The 20591-nt window shown below is 72.1% G+C and carries 19 protein-coding genes and 1 pseudogene; 9 read left to right on the top strand and 11 right to left on the bottom strand.

The window, feature by feature from the left end; translation table 11 throughout:
- Positions 1-19: 19 nt before the first annotated feature.
- Entirely contained in the window at positions 20-1033 is a 1014-nt protein-coding gene (locus tag ACTWJ9_RS23765; RefSeq protein WP_387037729.1) for an N-acetylmuramoyl-L-alanine amidase, read from the bottom strand.
- Positions 1034-1100: 67 nt separating this feature from the next.
- A complete protein-coding gene (locus ACTWJ9_RS23770; protein WP_387037727.1) occupies positions 1101-1763 on the bottom strand; it encodes a class I SAM-dependent methyltransferase in 663 nt (220 codons plus the stop codon).
- 200 nt (positions 1764-1963) lie between these two features.
- Between ACTWJ9_RS23770 and ACTWJ9_RS23775 the strand changes: the two genes are divergently transcribed.
- Positions 1964-3400, top strand: a complete 1437-nt coding sequence (locus tag ACTWJ9_RS23775) for an MFS transporter (RefSeq protein WP_387037725.1) — start codon at positions 1964-1966, stop codon at positions 3398-3400.
- A 385-nt stretch (positions 3401-3785) separates the two neighbouring features.
- The gene (locus tag ACTWJ9_RS23780; RefSeq protein ID WP_279336290.1) at positions 3786-4529 is read left to right on the top strand and encodes a class I SAM-dependent methyltransferase; all 744 of its coding nucleotides are present in this window, start codon (positions 3786-3788) and stop codon (positions 4527-4529) included.
- Here ACTWJ9_RS23780 and ACTWJ9_RS23785 read toward each other — a convergent pair.
- Both ACTWJ9_RS23785 and ACTWJ9_RS23790 read right to left on the bottom strand, forming a co-directional pair.
- Entirely contained in the window at positions 4473-5060 is a 588-nt protein-coding gene (locus ACTWJ9_RS23785; RefSeq protein WP_279338076.1) for a response regulator, read from the bottom strand. The genes ACTWJ9_RS23780 and ACTWJ9_RS23785 overlap by 57 nt on opposite strands.
- 507 nt (positions 5061-5567) lie before the next feature.
- Positions 5568-6869, bottom strand: coding sequence for a hypothetical protein (locus ACTWJ9_RS23790; RefSeq protein WP_387036745.1), 1302 nt, complete (start codon positions 6867-6869; stop codon positions 5568-5570).
- A 197-nt stretch (positions 6870-7066) separates the two neighbouring features.
- On the opposite strand from ACTWJ9_RS23790, the gene ACTWJ9_RS23795 reads away from it, so the two are divergent.
- From ACTWJ9_RS23795 to ACTWJ9_RS23805, 3 genes are read left to right on the top strand one after another with little or no spacing between them, the layout of a single operon-like run.
- Complete coding sequence (locus ACTWJ9_RS23795) at positions 7067-7984, top strand: Nif3-like dinuclear metal center hexameric protein (protein ID WP_279336292.1); 918 nt, start codon at positions 7067-7069, stop codon at positions 7982-7984.
- Positions 7981-8724, top strand: a complete 744-nt coding sequence (locus tag ACTWJ9_RS23800) for a zinc ribbon domain-containing protein (RefSeq protein ID WP_279338077.1) — start codon at positions 7981-7983, stop codon at positions 8722-8724. The genes ACTWJ9_RS23795 and ACTWJ9_RS23800 overlap by 4 nt, the downstream gene beginning before the upstream one ends.
- 12 nt (positions 8725-8736) lie before the next feature.
- A complete protein-coding gene (locus tag ACTWJ9_RS23805) occupies positions 8737-10104 on the top strand; it encodes a bifunctional RNase H/acid phosphatase (protein ID WP_443294751.1) in 1368 nt (455 codons plus the stop codon).
- On the opposite strand, the gene eda is transcribed toward ACTWJ9_RS23805, so the two are convergent.
- From eda to ACTWJ9_RS23830, 5 genes are all read right to left on the bottom strand, one after another.
- Complete coding sequence (eda, locus tag ACTWJ9_RS23810; protein ID WP_443294752.1) at positions 10079-10771, bottom strand: bifunctional 4-hydroxy-2-oxoglutarate aldolase/2-dehydro-3-deoxy-phosphogluconate aldolase; 693 nt, start codon at positions 10769-10771, stop codon at positions 10079-10081. The two genes, ACTWJ9_RS23805 and eda, sit on opposite strands and share 26 nt — an antisense overlap.
- 72 nt (positions 10772-10843) lie before the next feature.
- Entirely contained in the window at positions 10844-11626 is a 783-nt protein-coding gene (gene yaaA / locus ACTWJ9_RS23815; RefSeq protein ID WP_443294753.1) for a peroxide stress protein YaaA, read from the bottom strand.
- 65 nt (positions 11627-11691) lie between these two features.
- Entirely contained in the window at positions 11692-12294 is a 603-nt protein-coding gene (locus tag ACTWJ9_RS23820) for a hypothetical protein (RefSeq protein ID WP_443294754.1), read from the bottom strand.
- Positions 12291-13049: a MerR family transcriptional regulator gene (locus tag ACTWJ9_RS23825; RefSeq protein ID WP_443294755.1), complete on the bottom strand. Its 759-nt coding sequence runs from the start codon at positions 13047-13049 to the stop codon at positions 12291-12293. Before ACTWJ9_RS23825 ends, ACTWJ9_RS23820 begins: the two co-directional genes overlap by 4 nt.
- Before the next feature lie 212 nt (positions 13050-13261).
- Positions 13262-14704 carry an NAD(P)-binding domain-containing protein gene (locus tag ACTWJ9_RS23830; protein WP_443295919.1) on the bottom strand — a complete coding sequence of 481 codons (1443 nt, stop codon included), beginning with the start codon at positions 14702-14704 and terminating at the stop codon, positions 13262-13264.
- Positions 14705-15282: 578 nt separating this feature from the next.
- Between ACTWJ9_RS23830 and ACTWJ9_RS23835 the strand changes: the two genes are divergently transcribed.
- A complete protein-coding gene (locus ACTWJ9_RS23835) occupies positions 15283-15612 on the top strand; it encodes a hypothetical protein (RefSeq protein WP_279336298.1) in 330 nt (109 codons plus the stop codon).
- On the top strand, positions 15609-16094 hold the full coding sequence (locus tag ACTWJ9_RS23840; protein WP_443294757.1) for a hypothetical protein: 486 nt from the start codon (positions 15609-15611) through the stop codon (positions 16092-16094). Before ACTWJ9_RS23835 ends, ACTWJ9_RS23840 begins: the two co-directional genes overlap by 4 nt.
- 72 nt (positions 16095-16166) lie before the next feature.
- Here ACTWJ9_RS23840 and ACTWJ9_RS23845 read toward each other — a convergent pair whose 3' ends face one another.
- The gene (locus ACTWJ9_RS23845) at positions 16167-16637 is read right to left on the bottom strand and encodes an ATP-binding protein (protein WP_443294758.1); all 471 of its coding nucleotides are present in this window, start codon (positions 16635-16637) and stop codon (positions 16167-16169) included.
- A gap of 168 nt (positions 16638-16805) precedes the next feature.
- Between ACTWJ9_RS23845 and ACTWJ9_RS23850 the strand changes: the two are divergent.
- Positions 16806-17426: pseudogene (locus ACTWJ9_RS23850) on the top strand (Scr1 family TA system antitoxin-like transcriptional regulator); the annotation flags it as partial.
- Between the two features lie 77 nt (positions 17427-17503).
- On the opposite strand, the gene ACTWJ9_RS23855 reads toward ACTWJ9_RS23850, so the two are convergent.
- Positions 17504-19405: a TerD family protein gene (locus ACTWJ9_RS23855; RefSeq protein ID WP_443295920.1), complete on the bottom strand. Its 1902-nt coding sequence runs from the start codon at positions 19403-19405 to the stop codon at positions 17504-17506.
- A gap of 340 nt (positions 19406-19745) precedes the next feature.
- Between ACTWJ9_RS23855 and ACTWJ9_RS23860 the strand changes: the two genes are divergently transcribed.
- The gene (locus ACTWJ9_RS23860) at positions 19746-20579 is read left to right on the top strand and encodes an AraC family transcriptional regulator (protein ID WP_443294759.1); all 834 of its coding nucleotides are present in this window, start codon (positions 19746-19748) and stop codon (positions 20577-20579) included.
- Positions 20580-20591 lie beyond the last annotated feature (12 nt).

The raw sequence follows: 20591 nt of genomic DNA on the forward strand, positions 1-20591 counted from the left end.
TGGATCAGCGCGCTGATCCCTACCCGCGCAGGAAACTCACGATTCCCTCAGAGATTCCCTGCGCCGCTTTCTGCCGCCAGGCACCGCTGGTCAGAAGTGCCGCGTCCTTGCTATCGCGCATGTTGCCGCACTCGACGAACACCTTGGGAACCGTTGACAGATTGAGACCGCCCAAGTCCTTACGCGTGACGAGACCGGTGCCGTCGCCCACGTAATTGGAGGGCGCGTTGCCGGTGACGCGTACGAAGTTGCCCGCGATGCGTTCACCGAGTTCACGGGAGGGGCCGACGATCGCCCGGGTGTCCGCAGCGCCGGAGTGCACGGAGCCGGGGAGGATCACATGGAAGCCGCGGTTCCCGACGCCCGAACCGTCCGCGTGGATCGACACGACGGCATCGGCCTTCGCCTTGTTGCCGATCTCGGCCCGCTCGTCGATGCACGGCCCGAACGGCCGGTCGGCGTCCTGGGTCAGCTTCACCGCGGCGCCCTGCTCCTCGAGGAGTGCACGCATCCGGTGGGCGACGTCCAGGGTGAACTTCGCCTCGGCGTAACCGGCGTTCGTGGACGTGCCGGTGGTGTCGCACTCCTTGGAGTTCGTCCCGATGTCCACCTGGCGGTTGATCTCGGCGGTGTGCCGGAAGTTGCCCGGATTGTGCCCGGGGTCGATGACGACGACCTTCCCCTTGAGCGGCCCGGACCCGGCGGACGCGGACGAGGAGGCGCGATCGGAGGGGGAGCCGGAAGCGGCGGAGCCGCCCGGCTTCCCGCCGTCCGGGTCGCCGGACTCGCCCGACGCCGAGCCGCCGGCGGAGGACGGCGCACGCGACGAAGCCGACGCCGAGGACCCCGCGGACCCCGACGCCCCCGCGGCAGCGCTCCCGCCGCCCTTGTCGTCCCCCGAACCGCCCACGATCGCGTAGACGGCCCACCCGAGCAACGCCCCCGGCACGAGCGCGGCCAGCGCCACGGTCAGGAGCCTGCTCCGGGAGCGGCGGGCGGGGGGCGGTTCGAAGCCGGGTCCGGTGTACGACACCCGGCCACCCTAGCGGCCGCCGCGCACCGCCATCGTCGCCGTGGGGCGGCCGCTGAGCCTCCGCGCCTCAGATCCCGTGCCCGGTACGGCGCAGGACGCGCAGTGAGCCCGTGGCCGAGACCTCCGTGAAGGCGCCGGAGGCCAGGGCGCGGAGGTGGACGCGGTGGGGGGCCTGACCGGTGAACTCGTCGACCGGGTCGGGAAAGACGTCGTGGATGACGAGCAGGCCGCCCTCGGCGACGTGCGGGGCCCAGCCCTCGTAGTCGGCCGTGGCGTGTTCGTCGGTGTGGCCGCCGTCGACGAAGACCAGGGCGAGGGGGGAGTTCCACAGGGCCGCGATCACCGGGGAGCGGCCGATCAGGGCGACCACGTGGTCCTCCAGGCCCGCCCGGTGGAGCGTGCGGCGGAAGGTGGGGAGGGTGTCCATCACCCCCAGCTCGGGATCGACCGTCTCCGGGTCGTGGTACTCCCAGCCCGGCTGCTGCTCCTCGCTGCCCCGGTGGTGGTCCACGGTGAGCGCGGTGACCCCGGCCGCGCGGGCGGCATCGGCGAGCAGGATCGTGGAGCGGCCGCAGTAGGCGCCGACCTCCAGCAGGGGCAGACCCAGCCGTCCCGCCTCGGCCGCCGCCGCGTACAGGGCCAGGCCCTCGTCCGCGGGCATGAAGCCCTTCGCCGCCTCGAACGCGGCCAGGATCTCGGGCTGGGGTGCCGGGGGGTTCGGCGTCGGCATCGGTTCCGGCGTCCTCTCGGTGGTACGCGTCTGATGGTGCGCGTCCGGGGTCGTACGTGTCTGGGGTGCCCATGCTGCCGTACCCGTCGGGGACGGCCCGACGGGGGCCCCTGCCGCCGTCCCCGGGACGGCTTAGGTCGGAAGGACCAGGACCCACCCCGGCGAATTCCCGATGCAAGGGGTGCTCGCCGGTTGAGACCATGACGTCCATGCTCGAAGTCCCGGACACCACCGTCACCCGCACACCCCGTCGCAGCACGCCTCCTCCATGGCTGGCGGTGGCGCTCGCGTGTGCCGGGCAGTTCCTCGTCGTGCTCGACATCTCTGTGGTCAACGTCGCGCTGCCGTCGATGCGGGCCGGCCTCGGGCTCAGCGGGCAGGGCCTGCAGTGGGTGGTGAACGCGTACGCCATCGCCTTCGCCGGTTTCATGCTGCTCGGCGGACGCGCCGGTGACCTCTACGGACGCAAGCGGATGTTCCTCCTCGGCCTCGGCCTGTTCACGCTGGCCTCACTGGTCGGCGGGCTGGCCCAGGACGGCTGGCAGCTGCTGCTGGCGCGGGCGGTGCAGGGGCTCGGGGCGGCCGTCCTGGCGCCCTCCACCCTGACCATCGTCACCTCGGCGGTCTCCGAGGGCGCCGCCCGCGCCCGCGCCATCGCGACCTGGACCGCCGTCGGGGCGGGCGGTGGCGCGGCCGGCGGCTTCGTCGGCGGGGCGCTCACGGACACGCTGTCCTGGCGGTGGGTCCTGCTGATCAACGTGCCGATCGGGGTGGTGCTGCTGGCCGGAGCCGCCTGGTGGCTGGCGGAGGGCCGGGCCGGGGACGGACGGCGGCTCGACCTGCCCGGCGCGCTGCTCGTGACGGCCGGCCTCGGCACCCTCGCCTACGGCATCTCCCAGACCGAGGCCGAGGGCTGGACGGCGACGCCCACCCTGGTACCGCTGCTCGCCGGACTCGCCCTCATCGCGCTGTTCCTCCTCGTCGAGGCGCGGGCCAAGGCCCCGCTGATGCCGCTGGGGCTGTTCCGGGTGCGCTCGGTGTCGTCGGCGAACGCGGCGATGTTCCTGAGCGGCGCCGCGATGTTCTCCATGTGGTTCTTCATGACCCTCTACGCGCAGAACGTCCTCGGCTACACCCCGCTCGCGGCCGGGTTCGCCCTGGTGCCGAGCTCGCTCGCCGTGGTCGTCGGTTCCAAGGTCGCGCCCCGGCTGATGCGGCTGGCCGGGGCGCGCGCCGTGGCCGTGCTCGGCACCTTCGTCGCGATGACCGGCTTCGCCTGGCAGTCGACCATGACGGCCGACGGGACGTATCTGACGGCGATCATGTTCCCCGGCATCCTGATGATGCTGGGCGGGGGGCTCGCCGGGACCCCGCTCGCCGCGCTCGCGACCTCCGGCGCGGCCCCCGAGGAGGCCGGCCTGGTCTCCGGACTGATCAACACCTCGCGCACGATGGGCGGCTCGCTCGGTCTGGCGGTCCTGTCGACGATCGCGGCGACCCGTACGGGAGGCAGCACCACCCCGGAGGCCCTGACCGAGGGGTACGCCCTGTCGTTCCGCACGGGGGCGGTGGTGCTGGCCGCCGGCATGGTGCTGATGTGGCTCTGGCTGCCCCGGAGAGCCACGGCGGCGCGCTGAGGGAGCGGCGGGGGAGAGAAAGTGGGCGTCGGGCCGGTCGGAGAGGCGCCGTGACGGCCCGCGGCGGGGGCCGGGGCGGGTGTTCCTCCCCGCCCCGAACGGCCCCCTCGGCGCCGGTCGTACCGGCCCCTCCCAGGGGCCACCGGAGCCTTCATAGCAGCCCCAACCAGCCCTGCTGAACTGGGACTTCACGCCCCCTGCGGATACGGTCGCCGCATACGGAAGGGGGCCCGGGTGACTCCGCTCCCCCTCCCGAAGGAAGGGTGCTTTCAACCCGAGGGTTGCGGTCCAGCCCGAACCGATCCCTTGCGGGACACCAGAAACGTACACCAGGGATTCGATTCCCCCACCGGCTGAAACCGGTGGTTCCCTCGAAAGAGATCCGATGGACCGGAGCACACGCACCGTGGACGACGTACTCGACCTGCTGGACGGCCTGTTCGCACCGGAGGCCGACCGGTGGACGCGGCAGGGCGCCGACTGGTGGGACGGCTTCTACGCCGACCGCTCCCGGCCGGTGCCGTTCTTCGTGGCGAAGCCGGACGAGAACCTGGTGTCGTACGTCGAGCGGGGCCTGCTCACCGGGGGCCGGGCGCTGGACGTGGGCTGCGGCCCCGGCCGCAACGCGCTGTATCTGGCCGCGCACGGCTTCGAGGTCGACGCGGTCGACCTCTCCCCGGCCGCCGTCGGCTGGGCACGGGAACGGGCCCGCGAGACGGGTGCGCGCGGCGTCCGGTTCCACCGCGGCGACGCCTTCGCCCTCACCCGTGACGGCGGGGAACTCGCCGGGCCGTACGACCTGGTGTACGACTCCGGCTGCTTCCACCACCTGCCCCCGCACCGCCGGATCAGCTACCTCGCGCTGCTCGACCGGGTCCTCGCCCCGGGCGGCCGGTTCGCGCTCTCCTGCTTCGCGGCGGGCGCGATGGGCTCGGAGCTGTCCGACGCGGAGTTCTACCGGGGGCAGGGCGGCCTCCGGGGCGGGCTCGCCTACACGGACGAGTCGCTGCGCCGGATCTTCGCGGACCTGACCGGGATCGAACTGCGCCGCATGCGGAAGGAGCCGGAGGACTCACCGCTCTTCGGGGAGGACTTCCTCTGGACGGCACTGTTCCAGCGGAACGCATGACGGCAGCACCGGGGCGGAGCCGTGGGCCGTGAGCGGTGGCGGCGAAACGCTGTCAGGGGAGTCGGTGGAGTCGACGGTGGCGGTGGTGGCGGCCGCCGCCACGGCGGCGAGGGCGGGATCGATCACCGTCTCCCCGGCCAGCACCCGGTGGATCGCGGAGGCCAGCTCCCGCACCGACCCGTCCTTGACGAGGAAACCGGCGGCCCCCGCCGCCATGGCCCGCCGCAGCCGGTCGGGCCCGCCTGCCGTGGCGAGGATCAGCACCCGGCAGTCGGGCACCTGGTCGCGCAGTGCGGCGGCGATGTCCAGACCACCCGGGCCGTTCGGACCGGGCGACCCGAGGTCGAGGAGGGCGACGTCGGGGCGGTGGGTGAGCGCCGTGTCCACGACCGAGCCCCCCGCCGCCACCTGGGCCACGACCTGGATGCCCTGCTCCATCCGGAGCAGTAAGGCGAGCGCCCCGTGCCTCGTACCGGGATCCTCCGCGAGCAGGACCCGGACGGAGGTGGCGGGCCGGTGGTCCCGGGGCATCTCGTTCACGGACGAAGCGTAGGACGAACGGGCGGAATGCGCCGCTTCACGCCCCCACGTCTTCGGCCGAACGCGTTCCAGAACCGGGAGACCCCATCTGGGGGGCATCCCCGCCACCGACATCACTGTCGAACACCTCTGAACCGGCCCGCGGCCGAGGGGACCTGCCGGACGCGGAACGGCCCCGCCCGTCGTGCGACGGGCGGGGCCGGTTGCCGATCCATCTGGAACCTGACATGCCGTCAGGCAGCCTGTCCCGACTGCTCGTTCTCCCCTGCGGGCCTGCGGTGACGGCCCCGGGGGGCCACCGTGGAGTCCTGCTGGGAAACCGGTCCGCGGTGCCTGCCCCGTCCGGCAGTGGTCTGCCCGCCGTCGGCGGTCTGCGGCTGGTTCGTGCTGGCATCGTTCATTGGAAGGAACTCACCCCGTAAAACTGATCTTTCCTGCAACCGGGTGAGTCTAACCGGCGGGCCACGGTGCGTATCCAGGCGACCACGCCGACCGCCGCTACTTCGTTACAAGCGATGCCAGAGGCGCCTGTTGCAGGGGGACGGGGCGGGGCGCGGGGACGGTCGTCCGCATCGCGGGGCCGACCGCGGGCGCGGGCGCCGGGGGCTCCGTCTCCGACGGGGCGTGCGGGTCGTTCTCCCCACGCCGCGGCTCCGGGACCGGCGGGTACAGCAGGGCCACCGCGCACGGCACCGCCGGTGTGGCGCAGGGCAGCCGCAGCACCCCGTCCGCCGTCCACAGCCCGGTTCCGGCCAACCACCCCTCGGGCGCCGGAAGGTGGCGCATCTGCCGCAGCCCCGGCCGCCACACCCCGACCCAGCTGCCGAGCGCGCCGTCCACGCCGTCCGTGCTGTCCGTGCTGTTGATGCGCAGCGCCACCGCACAGCTCTCCGGCGCCAGCACCTGGCCGGGCTGGATCGCGAACGGCGTGACCGTGCAGTCCGGCAGCCGCAGGCACTCCGGGAAGCGCACCGGCAGTGTGCTGCCCAGCACCCCCCAGCCCAACCGGGCCCGGCCGGGTGAGGGCGCGTCCGAGCGGATCAGCAGCAGCCCGCTGTCCGGGTCGGCGAGCAGGACCCGGTCGTCGCTCTCCGGGGCGAGCTGCAGCAGGGGCGACACCTCGCCCCCGCGGCCCAGGTCCACCACGACCGACTTGGTGCGCCCGCCGGTCTCCCGGTCCAGGGCCAGCATCCGGCCGGTGCGGTCCAGCCACACCCCGCCCGAGCAGCGGCCCGGGATCTCGGCCACGCGTTCGGGCCCGGAGGCGCCGCCCGCCACCAGCCACAGGGCCGTCGACCGCGGGCCCACCGCCACGGCGTACGCCCGCCGCCCGCACGGGGCGGGCGGCAGCAGCCGCAACCGGGTCCCCTCGTCCGGGCACGCGATCGCGCCGAGCGACAGCTCGCCGGTCCCGGGGCCGGCCGGGTACAGGAGGGAGAAGGTGTGCTTCTCGTAGCGCCTCCCGTCGTGCGGCCCGTCCGCAGGCCGGTGGACGAGGACCCGCCCGTCGCCCAGGGGCTGCACCTCGGCCCCGGGCTCCTCGGGCCGGCCGCCGGGCAGCGGTACCGCGTAGGGCTCGGGGCCGTCCAGGGTCCAGCGCTCCGGGACCAGGGAGCCGTCGACGGGGGCGAGGCGCGCGGCGTAGGAACCGTCGGCGGTGAGGACGCAGCCCGGCGCGGGTCTCCCGTCCCCGTGTTCCGTACCGCCCTCGCCCTCTCCCTCCGTACGGGACCCGTGCTCCGTGTCCGCGTGCCCGGTGTCCGAGTGGCCCGTCGAAGGCTCGATCGCACACATCGTCATCGTTCGGTCACCTCCGGCGACGAACGTAGTTTTCGTACGCGCGGGCGGAGGACCCGTCGGCCCCCGCTTCACACATAAGGGTGTTCCAGGAACGATTCACCTGAGGAAACGAGGGCTTATGTGCTCACCGGTATCGGGTCCGTTCCAGGTGCCCGCACCGGTACTACGGCGCCAAAGGGGCAGGTAGCCTTGCGCTTGTGCCCCGTCTGTCTGAAGTCATCACCGCGCTGGAGACCCTGTGGCCCGCCGAGCGGGCCGAGTCCTGGGACGCGGTCGGTACCGTCGCGGGGGACCCCGACCAGGAGGTCACCCGGGTCCTGTTCGCTGTCGACCCCGTCCTGGAGATCGTCGACGAGGCGGTGAAGCTGAACGCCGACCTGCTGGTCACCCACCACCCGCTCTATCTGCGCGGGACGACCACCGTCGCGGCCTCCACCGCCAAGGGCCGCGTGGTGCACCGGCTCATCAAGAACGACATCGCGCTGCACGTCGCCCACACCAACGCCGACACGGCCGACCCCGGGGTGAGCGACGCCCTGGCCGGCGCGCTCGACCTGCGCGTCGTACGGCCGCTCGTGCCGGACACCACCGACCCCGAGGGCCGCCGCGGGCTCGGCCGGGTCTGCGAACTGGACCACCCGCTGACCGTCCGCGAATTCGCCGCCCGCGCCGCCGCACGCCTCCCCGCCACCGCGCAGGGCATCCGCGTCGCCGGCGACCCCGAGGCGCTCGTCCGCCGGGTCGCCGTCAGCGGCGGCTCCGGCGACAGCCTCTTCGCCTACGTCCGGGCGGCCGGCGTGGACGCGTACCTCACCGCGGACCTGCGCCACCACCCGGCGTCGGAGTTCGCGGCGGACCATGCCGCCCACCGTCCCCTCGCGCTGCTCGACGCGGCGCACTGGGCCACCGAGTGGCCCTGGTGCGAGCTGGCCGCAGCCCAGCTCGACGAGATCTCCGACCGTCACGGATGGGGTCTTCGGGTCCATGTCTCCGCCACGGTCACCGACCCCTGGACCGCCCACGCGGCGTCCTTCGTCGACCCGTCGCCCACCACCCCTTCGGGGAGCGCTTCGCGCGCTCCTTCCTCCTCCGATCCCTCTGGAGCCCCCAACTGAACGCCGCGTCCGCCGACCAGATCCGACTCCTCGACGTCCAGGGCCTCGACGTCCGGCTCCAGCAACTCGCGTACAAGCGCAAGTCGCTCCCCGAGCACGCCGAGGTCGAGTCGCTGACCCGGGACCTCGCCCAGCTGCGCGACCTGCACGTGGCCGCGCAGACCGAGGAGAGCGACTGCGCCCGCGAGCAGACCAAGGCCGAGCAGGACGTGGACCAGGTGCGCCAGCGCGCCGCCCGCGACCAGCAGCGCCTCGACTCCGGTGCCGTCTCCTCGCCCAAGGACCTGGAGAACCTCCAGCGCGAGATCGCCTCCCTCGCCAAGCGCCAGGGGGACCTCGAGGACGTCGTCCTGGAGGTCATGGAGCGCCGCGAGTCCGCGCAGGAGCGGGCCGCCGAGCTGGCCGAGCGGGTCACCTCCGTCCAGTCGCGGATCGACGACGCGACCGGCCGCCGGGACGCGGCCTGCGCGGAGATCGACGGCGAGGCCGCCACGGTCACCAAGGAGCGCGCGGTCGTCGCCGGAGCCGTCCCCGCGGACCTGCTCAAGCTGTACGAGAAGCTGCGCGAGCAGCACGGCGGCATCGGCGCGGCGAAGCTGTACGCGCGCAGCTGCCAGGGCTGCCGCCAGGAGCTCGCCATCACCGAGCTGAACGAGATCCGCCAGGCCGCGCCCGACACGGTGGTGCGCTGCGAGAACTGCCGCCGCATCCTGGTCCGCACCGCCGAGTCGGGGCTGTAGGGGTTGCTTCCGGTGCGGGAGTTCATCGTCGAGGCCGACGGCGGGTCACGGGGCAACCCCGGACCCGCCGGCTACGGGGCCGTGGTGAGCGACGCGGCGACGGGGGAGACGCTGCGGGAGGCGGCCGAGTACCTCGGCGTCGTCACGAACAACGTCGCCGAGTACTCGGGCCTGCTGGCCGGTCTGCGGGCCGCCCGTGAGCTGGACCCGGAGGCCACGGTCCACGTCCGGATGGACTCCAAGCTCGTCGTCGAGCAGATGTCGGGCCGCTGGAAGATCAAGCACCCCGGCATCAAGCCGCTGGCGGCCGAAGCGGCGCGGATCCTCCCGCCCGGCCGGGTCACCTATGAGTGGATCCCGCGTGAGCAGAACAAGCACGCGGACCGCCTGGCCAACGAGGCGATGGACGCGGGGGTGCGGGGTGAGGCGTGGAGCGCTTCGGACTCGCGCGCCGCGCTGGACACACCGGAGGCACGGCCCGTGATGCCCGAGCCGTCCGGGCTGCCCGAGCCGTCCGGTCCGCCCGGGGACGCGGCCGCCGGTGCGGCACGGGCGCGTGCGGCTGCGGCCGTCGCCGGGGTCGCCGGTGCCGACGCCGGTGCGGGAGACGCCCCTGCCGGACACGCCCCTGCCGGGAAGGCGGCAGCCGACCTCCGGGCCGCGCAGGCCGTGGCCGCCCCCGGCACCGAGACGGCCGCCGCCCGCACTCCGGCGCCGTCCGCCACCCCCTCGTCGGGCTGGGCGCCCGCCGACATGGGCCCGCCGGCCACCTTCGTACTGCTCCGGCACGGCGAGACCCCGCTGACCCCCCAGAAACGGTTCTCCGGCAGCGGCGGCAGCGACCCCTCCCTCTCCGACATCGGCAGGGAGCAGGCCGAGCGGACCGCCGCCCACCTCGCCCGGCGCGGCACCGTCCAGGCGATCGTCGCCTCGCCGCTGGCCCGCACCCGCGAGACCGCCGGCATCGTCGCCGCCCGCCTGGGCCTCGACGTCACCGTCGACGACGGGCTGCGGGAGACCGACTTCGGCGCGTGGGAGGGTCTCACCTTCGCCGAGGTGCGCGAACGCCACCCCGGCGACCTGAACGCCTGGCTGTCCTCCCCGGACGCCGAACCCACCGGCGGCGGGGAGAGCTTCGCGGCCACCGCGAGCCGGATCGCGGCCGCCCGGGACCGGCTGACCGCCGCGTACGCGGGCCGTACGGTCCTGCTCGTCACCCACGTGACCCCGATCAAGACCTTCGTACGCCTCGCCCTGGGCGCCCCGCCCGAGGCCCTGTTCCGGATGGAACTGTCGGCGGCCTCGCTGTCGGCGGTGGCGTACTACGCCGACGGCAACGCCAGCGTCCGGCTGTTCAACGAGACGTCCCACCTGCGCTGAGGCCATCTGCGCCGAGGCCACCTGCGCCGAGGTCCGCCGCCGCGCGGGCCAGCCGTTCGATCCGGGCCCAGTCGCGAGCCGCCACCGCATCCGCCGGGAGCATCCAACTGCCGCCCACACAGGCGACGTTGGGCAGCGCCAGATAGTCCGGTGCGGAGTCCGGGCCGATCCCGCCGGTCGGGCAGAAGCGGGCCTGGGGGAGCGGACCGGCGATCGCCTTCAGATACGCCGTGCCGCCCGCGGCCCGCGCCGGGAAGAACTTCATCTCCCGCACCCCGCGCTCCAGCAGCGCCACGACCTCCGAGACCGTCGACACCCCCGGCAGGAACGGCACCCCGGACGCCCGCATCGACTCCAGCAGTCCGTCCGTCCAGCCCGGACTGACCAGGAACCGCGCCCCGGCCGCGACGACCTCGCCCACCTGCCCCGGCGTGATCACCGTGCCGGCCCCGACCAGCGCGTCCGGCACCTCGGCGGCGATCGCGCGGACGGCGTCCAGGGCGGCGGGCGTCCGCAGGGTCACCTCGATCGCGGGCAGCCCCCCGGCGACCAGCGCCCGCGCCAGCGGTACGGCGTCGACGGCGTCCTCCACCACGACGACGGGCACGACGGGCGCGAGATCCAGCACGGAGGCAGAGGGGGCCGAGGAGGGCAGGGATGAACTCATGGACGTCATCCTGCCTTCACCGAAGCATCCTGCGCAAAGGTCGTTGCGCAGGGTGCAATGAAAGGGCGCGGGTCAGTGCACCTCGTCCACCAGCACATCCAGCGCCCAGGGCGTCCCCGCCCGCCCCGGCGCCTGCGCCTCCACCACGTACCCGAGGTCCCGCAGCGCCTCCACCAGGGAGGCGGGATCCTCCGGCGCGGTCCCGGCCGTCAGCAGGCTGCGGACGATCCGCCCCTTGGTCGCCTTGTTGAAGTGGCTGACCACCTTCCGGGTCGGCGCGTGCAGCACCCGCACCGTCGCCGTCCGCGCGGCCACCTCGCCCTTCGGCTTCCACGCCGCCGCGTACGCGGCCGACCGCAGGTCCAGCACCAGACCCCCGCCGGCCGCCTCCGGCAGCACCGAGGCCATCGGCGTACGCCAGTACGCCCCCAGCGCCCCGATCCCCGGCAGCCGTACGCCCATCGAGCAGCGGTAGGACGGAATCCGGTCGGTGACCCGGACCGCACCCCACAGCCCCGAGAACACCAGCAGCGAGCGGGCGGCCCGGCGCTTGGCCGCCGGATCGAGCGAGGCCGGATCCAGGGCGTCGTAGAGCACCCCGGTGTAGATCTCCCCGGCGGGCCGGGTGCCGGCGGTGCGCAGCTCCACGTTCTTCGCGACCTCGCCCCGCAGCCCCTGGCTCAGCCCCAGCACCTCGCGCGCCTTGTCCTCGTCACCGGCGCACAGCTCCACCAGCTCGGTGAGAACGGCCTCCCGGGCCTCGGCCAGCCCCGGCAGCGACAGGGCCTGAGGCTTCAGCGGGGCGCCGCGGCCGGAAGCGGCCTTGCCCTCGGACGGCGGCAGCAGGACAAGCACGCGTTGCTCCTCACGGTAGAACCCAGCCGACAGCGTACGGTGCCCCGGCCCTACGCCTGAGTGGCCTACGTCTGAGGGGCCCACCGCCCCGCCGCCAGCGCCCGGACCAGGGCGTCGGGCTCGTCGGCGTGCAACCGTACGATCCGCACCTCCCGGGGCCGCCCGAAGAACGTGACGTGGGTGACCGGCTCCGTGAGTTCCAGCGTGACCGTGGTCTGCGAGCCGACCTCGACGTTCAGCTCACCGTCGGCCCGCTCATGGCTCATCCGCAGCTCGCGCCGGACGGAGGCGATCCGCTCCAGCGGTATCCGCAGGTCGACGTGGACGGCGCGGCGGATCCGCAGCGTCCCGGAGTCCGGGTCCAGTACGTGAGGACGTACGACGTCGGCGGCATGCAGCCCCACGACGATGACGACGGTGTACACATCCAGGAACAGCACCACCGCGTGGACCGTCGGCCAGTCGAGCAGCAGCACGGACAGCACCACCGTCTCGACCACGCACACGAACGCGAACCCGAACATCACCGCGCCGTGCCCCCGCGCGTACCCGAAGGCCGCCCCGCCCCCGACGCCATGAGTCCGCCGCGCCAGCCACAGCACCAGGCTCACCATCAGCCGCAGCTCGTGCCGGACGATCACCCGGCCGACCCGCACGCCGTCCGTCATGTCGTCCGCTCCTTCATGATGATCCGCAGGGTCCGGCGGATCGCCTCCGCCTGGGCCGGGGGGAAGTCCGCGTACATGGCGCGCAGGAAGCTGTCGTCCTGGTCGAAGGAGGCACCCTCCGGGAGCAGACCCGGGGGCAGGCACTCGGCGAGGACACGGGCGGCCTCGTCCACGCGGGGGTCGTCCGGTGCGGCGTCGACGAGTTCGTCGAGCAGCTCGTAGGCGGCGAGCGCACGCTCCACCCCGCCCGGCACCTTCATGAACCCGGTCAGCAGACCCATCAGCTGCTCCCGCTGCTCCGGGGGCGCCGCGGTCTCGATGAGGGCGAGCACCTCCCGGTCCCTGGCCGCCATGGGCGAGTCGGAAAGATCCGCCACCTCCCGGAACAGGGCGGCCAGTTCGGGAGAGACCGGCCCCTCGGCGGTGAGCCCGCCCTCCGTCTCCAGCAGGGCCCGCAGCCGCGCCCGACGGTCCCGGATCGCGGCCTCCTGCCGGGCCAGGTCCTCGTCCAGCTCGGTCAGCACCTCGGCGAGGTCCTTCCCGGCGTCGTCCGCGAGCACGTCCCGCACCTCGGCCAGCCCGAGCCCCAGCTCGGTCAGCCGCCTGATCCGCGCCAGCACGACGGCGTGCCGCAGCGTGTAGTCCCGGTACCCGTTGGCCCGCCGCTCCGGCTCGGGGAGCAGCCCCAGATGGTGGTAGTGCCGCACGGTCCGCGTGGTGACACCGACGGCCGTGGCGATTTCTCCGATCCGCATGCCCCCAGTAGAAACGTTGACGCCGCGACAGGGTCAAGCGAGCACGGTCGAGCGCGCGCAGGACGACAAGCGGGGGCACCTGGGAGAGCCGTGCTGTCGGTCCGGTGCCGATATCCCCGGTTGTGCCCACCCGTGGACACGGGTCAGGGGCCCGCAGCGAGAGCTGCTGGGCCCCTGAGAACCGTAGTGGGGTCCGCCCCCGACCCCGGGAGTTACGCCGCTAGGCTGCGCTCAATGGTCTGCGGGGTCTTGGCGGGCTTTCTGGCGAGGTAGCGCTCGATCGAGTCGTCGAGTTCTTCGAGCCACGGTGTGTGGTGCTCGGCGGCCAGGGTGCCCGTCATGACCGAGCGGTAGGCACGGTCGCGGTAGCCCATGATGTCGGCCTTCTTGTCGCGCTTCCACGCGAGGAAGATCTCGACGACCCGGTCGAGGTCGAACTCGGGGTAGTCCGTCTGCCGCAGCAGATCACGCACGTAGTCGGCCTGGAAGCGGACCTCTTCGGCGTCCGAGGAAAGCTTCTCGAAACGTTCCCGCCACTCGGCGATGGACGCGGCGCGTTCGGTCTCCGACGGCAGCTCGGCGCGGCCCAGGATGAGGTCGCGTACGTACCAGGCCTGCGCGTCGAACATGTTGAAGGTGAACCACTGGTCCTGCGCGCCGAGGTAGGCCAGACGCGGGTTGTCCTGCCACACGACACCGCGGTAAAGGCCGTCCGGGTACACGTTGTTCGGGGAGGCCAGCGCGAGCTCGTCGGACAGGAACGGGTACTTGTGCAGGTAGCCGGTGCACAGGACGACGGCGTCGACGTGCTTCGAGGTGCCGTCGGCGAAGTGGACCGTGTTGCCCTCGATGCGCTGGATGACGGGGCGTTCCTCGAAGCCCTCGGGCCAGTCGTAGCCCATCGGCGCGGAACGATAGCTCGCCGTCACCGAGCGTGCGCCCATCTTGAACGCCTGGCTGCCGATGTCCTCGGCCGAGTAGCTGGAGCCGACGACGAGGACGTCCTGCCCCTTGAAGGCTTCCGCGCCGCGGAAGTCGTGCGCGTGGGCGATGTACCCGGGGAAGGTCTCGATGCCAGGGAAATGCGGCACGTTGGGGAAAGCGAAGTGGCCGCTGGAGACGACCACGTGGTCGAACTCCTCGGTCGTCGTTTCTCCGGTGGGGAGATTCTCGACCGTGAGCGTGAAGACCTCACGCTCGGCGTCGTATTCCGTCCAGCGCACGACGGTCTGGAAACGGATGAAATCGCGCACGTTCGTCTTCTTCAGCCGGGCGGCGATGTAGTCCCACAGAACCGGGCGCGGCGGGTATGAGGAGACGGGGCGGCCGAAGTGCTCGTCGAAGGTGTAATCAGCGAACTCCAGCGCTTCCTTCGGCGCATTCGACCACAGATTGCGGTACATGCTCGAGTGCACGGGCTCGCCGTACTCGTCGAGTCCGGTGCGCCAGGTGAAGTTCCACTGGCCACCCCAGTCGGCCTGTTTCTCGAAACAGACGATCTCGGGGATGTCCGTCCCCGCGCGCGCTGCGGTCTCAAAGGCCCGCAGCTGAGCCATGCCCGAGGGGCCGGCACCGATAATCGCTACTCTTTTTCTGTTCGTCACGTATGTCCTTTTATTCTCGCCATGTGGCCCCGCGTCCGCCCTCACGTTCACGGGCAGGGGGGAGCCGTCCGGTCGCCAGAATCCGCACGTATCGACCGGTCCAGAGAGGCAGCTTTCCTTCGACCGTAGCAGAATTGGCTCAATTGCGCTAATTTGCTGCCGCAATCAACGACGCCAACCCGTCGGAGGTGCGTGCTGCGGCAGCCGGTCCGGCCGTGCGGCTACAGGTCGACCTCAAGCCTCACTTCCGGTGGATGAACTGCAGCTTTGTCGCCTTGTCGGGTGCGACGAGGTCACCTGCCGGGCTGGCCGTGAAGGCCGTCGCCCTGCATGCCTTCACCCTTTGGACTTCACATCGGCAACGCGGTGGAAAGGGTGGAGGGCGCCCTGGCGGAAATGTGCCCGATCGTAGATCCTTCCCGGTCTGCGCGATCTCATTCCTCCGAGATGTAGAAGGAAGTGGATCCGCAATCTGGTTCTCCGCCTTGTCCGAGTGAAGGTGCGTCAGGGGCGCCTCAGTCTGAAGCCCGGCGACGAGGAGATCTTCGTCGGTACCGTCAGGGTCGGGGTCGGGTTGTCCGCGTCCGGGCGCACTCGCGCTGTCGTCATACGCGTATTACGGTGCTTCCGTGGCGAAGACACGGATCAGTATCAGCCTGGAGCAGGGTCAGGCCGACCGCATCAGGCAGCACGCGGAACGGGCGGGCCTGGACGTCTCGGCCTACCTGGTGCATGCCGCGACGCGGCAGATGGCCGAGAGCGATGCCATAGAGGAGCAGTTCGCGGAGGTGGACGCGCTCATCGCCCGGGCGGAGCAGGCGGCAAGTGGGCTGCCCGCCGAACCCGCCCCGGGACCGGCCGCGGAACTGACGGAACAGGAACGCCGCGAGGTCGAGGAGGCCCTGGATCTCGCCCACGGCCGGGACCGGCACGACCGCCGTCCGGGACACGCCGCGTGAACGCACGGGTGCCGGTCTACGACACCGGCATGCTCATCGCGCTCGCCGACCGCAAGGCGAAGGCGGTGGCTCTCCACGAAGGGCTGCGCACGGTCCCGCACCGGGCGCTGGTGCTCGGCCCGGTCCTCGCCCAGGTGTGGCGCCCTCAGCCGGCTCTGGTGCACGCCCTGTCCGGGGTGCTGAAGGACTGCACCGTCCCGCGGGCCCGTACGTCCGAGCCGCCCCTGCGCGAGACAAGAGCGGGCCGTTCGGAGTGTCTGGCCTGTGCGACGGGCCCGGACCTCGCGGACTGGCGGCGCATCGGCACCGCTCTGGGACGAGCGGCCCTGCTGGCGAAGGAACGGCCGGACGCGGTGGACGCCTGGGTGGCCCTGGCGGCGGCCCGGCACGGCAGCGCGGTCGTCTTCACCGCCGACCCGGGGGACATCGAGGCCTACTTGACGGTCCTCGCGCCGACGGACGTGCACGTGGTCGCCGTCTGACGGCCGGGAGCCGCGCTCCGCCCCGGCCAGGTGGCCGCACAGTGCCCGCAGTCGAGGGCTTTGGGCGTGGCCTCAGGTTCGCCCGCTGTGCGTGTCCGGACCGGAGCCCTCGTAGACACATTCGGCCCAGACCGTCTTGCCCCCAGGTGGATACGGCTCGACGCCCCAGCGGTCGGCGAGGGCGGTGACCAGGAGGAGGCCGCGGCCGGATTCGGCCTCCGGGGGTGTTCCGCAGTCCGCGGGCGGTGACGGGAGGCGCTCGCCCCGGGCATCGGTGACGGCGATGCGGAGCAGACCGGCCGTGGTGTCGAGGGTGAGGGTGAGCCGGAAGTCGCGGCTGTCGACACGGCCGTGCAGGGCGGCGTTGGCGGCGAGTTCGCCCACGATCTGCTCGGCGCGTTCGGTGACGCCGGGTGACATCGGCCAAGCGCGGAGCTGCTCGGCGGCGAGGGGGCGGGCGAGCAGGGCTCCTCGGCGGGTGGACGACAGGAGCTGGGTGAACATTTGTACGGTGGAGCCAAGTTGGGGTTTGGTTGCGCTCATGGGGCCACGGTGACGGGTGCGCGTGGGTGCATTCCAGAGGTGCAGTCCGTACGGTGCGTCAGCGTGCGAGCACATTCCGTGGACGGTGCGACGGTTCGTGCGTCACGCTGAGTGTCGTCAGATGTGGGACGGCGAACAGCGCGGGTACGGAACCGGAGGTGGCCGTGGATGACCGACGGCGGTGTGGTGGACTACGAGAACGTGCCGTGCGGCGAAGCGGACCGGGAGCCCGATCCCTCGGACAGCCTGCGGACGTTCGGGGCGGTCATGCAGGCACTGCGCGAGCATGCGGGGTACAGCAGGACCGAGTTCGCGAACCTGGTGAGCTTCTCCAAGCACACCGTGGAGTCGGTGGAGTTGGGGCGGCGGATGCCCGACGTGTCGCTGGTGGAGCGCTCCGAGGAGGCGCTGGGTAACACGGGGGCGCTGCGGAAGTCGTCGAAGTGCGTGACACGGGGGCGCGGGGACGTGGGGCTCGCGGCGTGGTTCCGGCAGTGGGCCCGACTGGAGCAGGTGGCGGTGAGCCTGTGCACGTACGAGTGCCGGCTGGTGCCCGGGTTGTTGCAGTCGGAGGGGTATGCGCGGGCGGTGTTCGAGGGAACCGTCCCGGTGGCGCCGGACAGCCTGCTGGAGGACTTCATGGCCCGGCGGATGGAGCGGCAACGGATGCTGTTCGAGCGGTCGACGACACCGTTCAGCTTCATCGTCGAAGAGCACGTCTTCCGGCGTCGGTTCGGGGAGCCGGACCAGATGCGAGAGATGTTCGACCATCGCGTGAATGTCGACGCCGCATGGTGAGCCGAGGACCGAGCCCTCGCTGCCTTTGCCCCGTGAGGCGTGCGGGCCTTCGCTCACGGCACCGGCGTTCAGTCGGCGATGTCGACTCCGTATTTACGTGCCAGGGCGTCGAGGCTGTGGTCGTAGCCTTGGCCGACGGCGCGTAGGCGCCAGACCGGACCCCTGCGGTAGATCTCCGCGAGCAGCATGGTGCGTTCGGTGGTGGCGGCGTCCAGAGTGGCCCGGGCGAGAGACGCCCTGTTGCTGCCGGGGGCCACACCGATCTGGATCGCACCGACCGTTCCGAAGGAGGCGGTGCCGTCGATGGCCGCAGCGACGACGACTCTGCGTGTCGCAGGCGCCAGGGACGCCAGGTCGAGGGCGATGGTTTGTTCGGCAGGGCCGCCGGTCAGCAGCCGCACCGTCCCGGCGGGGTTCTCCGGAGCTCCGTAGAAGATGAAGTCCTCGTCGGAGGTGACCTGTTCGTCCTCGTCGAGGAGGAAGGCGACGACGTCGATCTCGCAGTCGGCCTGTGGAGCCCAGCCGGCGGTGACGTGCCACTCGGGCGCGGATGTGCCATGTGGCGCGGGCAGGTCGACGACGCCGCCCCTCGGCACCACGTGCGGTTCCTGAGACCGCAGTGCCGTCGCGTTGTGAACGGTGGTGGTCGGAGCGGTGAGCCAGTGCGGGTCGTGTACGGGGAGTTGAAGGGCGAAGATGCGGTTCATACGCCGGTCGGCCTCCCCTCCCGGCAGGAGCACGACGTCGGTGACGCTGGCGGAGAGGTTGATCGCCGCGGACCCGCCCTGCTCGACGACCTGGGTGCGGGCTGCCGCGGCGTCTGCGTGGACCCCACCGAGTACCAGTACCCGGCGCCCCGCCAGGGGTTTGTTCAGGTTGCTGTCCGAGGGCGCCGGTCGACGCGGAGCGGGTACTGCTGCACTCGCGGCAGACGCGGGGAGGGCCGATGCTTCCGGAGCAGGTACGGCAGCGGTAGTGGTGGACGCGGGCTCCAGAGGCCTGACTGCTTCGGGTTCAGCCGTCCGGGCGGTTACGACGGCTGTCGTCTCGTGCGCCGTCCCCGGTTGTACGGCGGCCAGAAGGTGCAGAAAGGTGTGCTCGTCGATGACCGGCACGCCTTCGGCGTGTGCACGTCGGGCCTTTGCCGAGCCGGACGTTGCCTCGTTGGTGACCAGCACGCTGGTGTGGCGGCTGACAGAGGTCATCATGTTCAGTCCGGCGGCAACCGCCCGCCCGACCAACTCCGCCCGGGCATGGGCGGTCTCACCGGTGATCGCGACCTTCATTCCCTGCCGGAGCGGCCCGCCGGGGGTCAGCCGTCCCGGATTGCGGTAGGCGCAGGGAGACTTGGGCGGCTTCGGCGTGAACTGGGACTCTGCCCGGGGCGGGCAGGTCACCAGTGGCAAGGGAAGATCGAGCCGCGCTGCTTCGCGCAGTGACGCTCGCAGGATCCCGGCCAGTACACGGGTGTCGTCCAGCGCATCGTGAGCACGTTGCTGGGGGACGCGGTAATGGGCAGCGAGGGTGCCGAGTTTCATGTCGTCCGTCGGCGGATCCACCTGGCGGTTCAGGGCCAGGGTGCAAAGCCGCTGCGACACCGGCAGCCACATCCGCGCACGGGCGAACTCATGGGCCAGGAAGTCGTAATCGAACTGGGCGTTGTGAGCGACCAGGACCCGGTCCTGGAGCATCGCGCCGATCTGCCCGGCGACCAGGTCGAAGGTCGGTGCGCCATGCAGCCGCTCGGTGGTCAGCCCGTGCACATTCACCGGCCCGGGATCGCACCCCGGGTTGAGCAGTGTCGAGAACTCTCCGGTCTGCTCACCGTCCGGACCGATCGTGATCACCGCGATGGACAGCACTCGGTCACGCCTGGCTGTGAGTCCTGAGGTCTCCACATCGACCAGTGCCCAGTCGTGGGCGTAGCCGTCCGTGGCAGGCGCGTCGAAGGAGGTGGAGACGAGACTCATGGTGCTCATGATGATGCGATATGGGACCTTCCTTCAACCTGCATGCCGTTTTACCCTCATCTGGAAACCCGTTGGGATCGGCTCCCACGCGGTGGTCGGGAATGCGGCTTGTCGGTCGAAGCGGATTCTTTGTCTGTCTCGTCCTCGGCCAGGAGGCGGGCCGAGCCGGTGTCCGGGCCCATGTCGTGCTGGATCTGTACGTCCTTGCTCTTCCACCCCGTCCACCACGGTCGGCGAGAATCTGCTCGGCGGAGCTGCGGGAGTTGAGAGCCTGTACACAGGCATCGACGGCCTCGCGGGCCTTGTCGGAGGATGCCGATACTGAGGACGAGGGTGCGGAGTGGCGAAGGTACGGGAGCAGGCCAGCTGGACCAGGGCGCGGCTCGGGGTCTGCGGGCCCTCCGTCGACCTGCTCACCGCCCGTTTCGACCGGCACGAGTACGCCCCGCACGCCCACGACGAGTTCACGGTCGGGGTCACCGTCGGCGGACTGGAGGCCATCGCGTACCGCGGCGGACGCATCGTCTCCGGACCCGGCACCCTCGTCGTCCTCGAACCCGGCGAGATGCACACCGGCGGCCCCGCCGCCTCCGACGGCTACGCCTACCGCGCCCTGTACGCCGCCCCCGCCCTGCTCACCGACGGAACCCACGGCACCGGTTTCCCGCACTTCCGCGAGCCGGTCCTCCACGACCCCGAACTGGCCGGCGCCCTGCGCCGCGCGCACACCGAGGTCAGCGCCTGCCCCGACCCCCTGGAGGCGGAGTCGAGGCTGCCCTGGCTGCTCACCGCCCTTGCACACCGCCACTCCACCGCCCGGGCGGACGCCGGTGCGGTCCCCGGTGCCGGGCGCATCGCCCTGGCCGTCCGCGAGCGTCTTGCCGAGGAACTGCTCGCCCCGCCCTCCCTCGCGGCCCTCGCCACCGACCTCGGCCTGTCCCGCTACCAGCTGCTGCGCGCCTTCCGTACGACGATGGGGATACCGCCCTACGCCTGGCTCGCCCAGTACCGGGTCACCAGGGCCCGCGGCCTGCTGGAGGCCGGGCTGCGCCCCGCCGAAGTAGCCGGACTCGTGGGCTTCGCGGACCAGGCCCACCTGACCCGGTGGTTCCGCCGCGTCCTCGGGGTGACCCCGGCGGCGTACCGCAACAGCGTTCAAGACCCGGGACACTGACCCGGCCGAGAC

This window comes from Streptomyces sp. GDS52, assembly GCF_052246875.1.
GTDB lineage: Bacteria > Actinomycetota > Actinomycetes > Streptomycetales > Streptomycetaceae > Streptomyces > Streptomyces cathayae.